5 protein-coding genes are annotated in these 2864 nt (G+C 66.4%); 3 read left to right on the top strand and 2 right to left on the bottom strand.

Features of this window, described 5'->3' with window-relative positions; genetic code table 11:
• Positions 1–1005, bottom strand: a 1005-nt coding sequence (locus G6019_RS11540; RefSeq protein ID WP_182627633.1) for a WXG100 family type VII secretion target, incomplete at its 3' end; no start/stop codon positions are given.
• Between the two features lie 83 nt (positions 1006–1088).
• Positions 1089–1682, bottom strand: coding sequence for a DUF3558 family protein (locus G6019_RS11535; RefSeq protein ID WP_182612672.1), 594 nt, complete (start codon positions 1680–1682; stop codon positions 1089–1091).
• A 156-nt stretch (positions 1683–1838) separates the two neighbouring features.
• Between G6019_RS11535 and G6019_RS11530 the strand changes: the two genes are divergently transcribed.
• The 3 genes from G6019_RS11530 to G6019_RS17365 form a co-directional block, all read left to right on the top strand.
• On the top strand, positions 1839–1979 hold the full coding sequence (locus G6019_RS11530; RefSeq protein WP_182612674.1) for a hypothetical protein: 141 nt from the start codon (positions 1839–1841) through the stop codon (positions 1977–1979).
• An 83-nt stretch (positions 1980–2062) separates the two neighbouring features.
• The gene (locus tag G6019_RS11525; protein WP_182612676.1) at positions 2063–2272 is read left to right on the top strand and encodes a hypothetical protein; all 210 of its coding nucleotides are present in this window, start codon (positions 2063–2065) and stop codon (positions 2270–2272) included.
• Positions 2273–2346: 74 nt separating this feature from the next.
• Positions 2347–2864, top strand: a 518-nt coding sequence (locus G6019_RS17365) for a DUF222 domain-containing protein (RefSeq protein WP_241726012.1), incomplete at its 3' end; no start/stop codon positions are given.

The raw sequence follows: 2864 nt of genomic DNA, 5'->3' as shown, positions 1-2864 counted from the left end.
GACGAGCCCTCCCGGACTCCCCCCTCCCCCGGCGGCGGCGAGCGCGGCGGCAGCAGGCGCCGCCGGGCCGGAGGGCCGAATCACTCCGTCCACATTCCACGCCGACAGCAGATCGACACCGTTCGCGCCACCCAACGCCGATGTCGAGACCACCCGGTACGGGCTGGGGATGTCCAGGTCGGCGAGGTTGGCGTCCATCACGGCGGGGCTGTAGACGGTGTTGACCGTCGCTCGTGCCTGCTCTTCCGCGGCGGCCTGGGCTGCCGCCATGACGGCGGCGGTGTGAGCGGTCGGCGGGCCGTGGACGCCGTCGTATCCCGGGGTGTTGAGCTGGGCGGCCTGGAGCGACGCGGACTCCTCCCCGATTCTGGCCTTGGTGGTGATGAAGCCGTCCTCGGCGGTGCTCGCCTTGGTGGCCACTACTTCGAGGACCGTGGCCAGTCTGTCGACCGATTCGGTGAACGATCCCACCGAGGTGCTGGCCTGGCTGGCGAACTCACCCTGCCATTGGCTGCCCAGCGCGTCGCCCAAACCGCGTCGCAGGTCAGCCGCCGCTGTGCGGAGGCGTGTCGCGACGGTGCTGACCCGATCCCGGACGTCGTGGAACTGGGACGGGTCCAGAGCCTGAGCCCCGGACACCAGCCTCTCCAGTGGGGCTCCGGACACCTCCTCGGGACCCACGCGGTCATACCCGCGCGGCACACCGAGCCCTTCGGCGGCGTCCAACATCGTGAGGGTCGCCCCGATCGAGCCCATCAATCCCAGACTCTGCAACCCTGCCGGCTCCTGCGCCGCCTTCCCCAGCGCGGCCGCCACCGCCTCGTCCTGTGCCTCGATCAAACCGCCGGCGGCAGCGAAGAGCATGGACATCGCCTTGGCCTGGTCGATGAAGCCATTGAGAAGCGTCCGAAGATCCTCCCCCACGAACACCGAATACACGGCGCCGATCTGGCGGGCGGTGTCGAAGGAATTGGGGGTTGCGATCTGATTCCCGAAAACCTCCACTCTGGCTTGCCGTCCGAGTTCGCGAGAAAAATGTTCGCTCGATCGGACGCACAACTCGGCGGCATCAGCTGAAAGATGAATAGTCATCGAAAGTCACCTTTTGGTATATAAGTCATTATCGGACGAATCGCTTTGTCCAGCGCATCACACGCATTCGTGAGTGGTCTTCCCCGGAATTCGTTGAGACCGGTTACCAGGTCGAACCTGACCCAAGCTGTTCCGCGGGATGTGAAGAACAACTGAATGCATGAGCTGTCGAATGCGTCGACCACTTCCGTCAGTCGGAGCCCGTTCCTGCCTCCTGAGGGGGCCTCGTCGAGCACTTCGAACGAAGCGTCAGCAAGATACTCCTCGCGCGACTTCCACGTCGCCAAGACGCTTATGTCGACTTCGTCGGACGCCCAGCCGCAAACCATCATTTCTCCGGGGTTGTGCCGGGTGTACTCCTCAACCTCTTCGACCGGCCCGCCGACGCCCTCCTCCACCGCTTCAATGGGGATCTCGGCGCACGGGTCGAAAAGTGGTGGCCGCTGCTCAATCGGCAGGTCCCAGGGGTTGCCCGGCTCCTCGGTGACTGCTGAGCTCGTCGTCGCCCTGTCGCCGTCTTGACCCACTCCGCACGCGGACACCACCGCGAGCGCGGCGAACGCGGCGACTGCTCCCCTTATCGTCCTCACGATCTATTTGACGCCCCGGCCGGACGGACGGTTCCACCCCATTCATCGCGGCCACTCCGGAGACCAGCCCGGCACTGGAACCGCCCGCCTGACACGCGCCGTCGTACCAGGCGAGGGCACACGAGCCGGGACAGGGGGACCCGGTGGGATATTCGGTTGCTGCAGGGAGTCGGTAGGACACTGGTGGCGCGACGACGGCGAGCCGCGATCGGATCCTCCATCGGCAAGAAGTTCGGCGAACTGGTCTACGAATCGCTGACCGAACACCACGCCCTGCTGCTCCGGCAGTACCACTAGGCGATCTGCGATCTAGGGGGAAGGACCACCGGTGGACGAGCACGGGGGGTTGATTGAACCCCGGAAGCGCGACCGAGGACCGGGTGTCTCGGAGCGCCAAGGACGAGGCAGAGGCCGAGAGGAAGCGGGAGATACACGAGCTGAATCGCCGGATTCACAAGCGGAGGCTGTGGCCCGGGCAAGTAATCCGACCGTCTCACTTCGAGGCCTTCATCGTGGTGGCCGCGACGATGTACCTGCTGACGGCCTGGTTGCTCATCTCTCCCATGATCGTGGCGTTCTGGCCCCGGTAGACGCCGCTGCCCCGGATGCAACCCCTGAACTGCGCCGACGCAGTGTGTCGTACCCAGGTGATCTAATCGAACGCATGAGCGAGACAGTGAGTGGTGTGACGGCGGGGACAGAGTTGGCGGTAGTACTCGCCTCGCTCGATCAACACCTGCAGCGCGACTGGACCGATGCCCCGCCGCCCCAGCTGCACGCCGAACTCGTGGCGCTCGAGCAGATCCAACGCCGCATCCGCGCGACACAGGCCCGCGTCATGGCCGCCGCCCGCGCCACCAGCACTGCCCGCGAGATGGGCTTCATCAACGATCGCCAGATGCTCACCGGGGGGCTCAGGCTGGCACCCGGGGACGCCCGCGGACGACTCGACGACGCCGGTATCGCCGAGTCGGCGCGTATGCGCGCCAGCGCCTCCGGCGCCGTGTCCGCCGGTCAGCTCCGAGTCATCGGTAAGGCCTTGGACGCGCTGTCCGATGAGTGCGACGACGAGGTGCGCGATCGCCTGGAGCAGAAGTTGATCGAGGCTGCCGAGAAGTCCACCACCCGGCAGCTGCAGGACCACGCCCACCGGCTGCTCGACGCTCTCGACCCGGGCCGCAC

The sequence above is a fragment of the Dietzia sp. DQ12-76 genome, from assembly GCF_014145045.1.
Taxonomy (GTDB): Bacteria; Actinomycetota; Actinomycetes; order Mycobacteriales; family Mycobacteriaceae; genus Dietzia.
The sequence above is the reverse complement of the archived record's forward strand: the minus strand, read 5'-3'. Positions and strand labels throughout refer to the sequence as shown.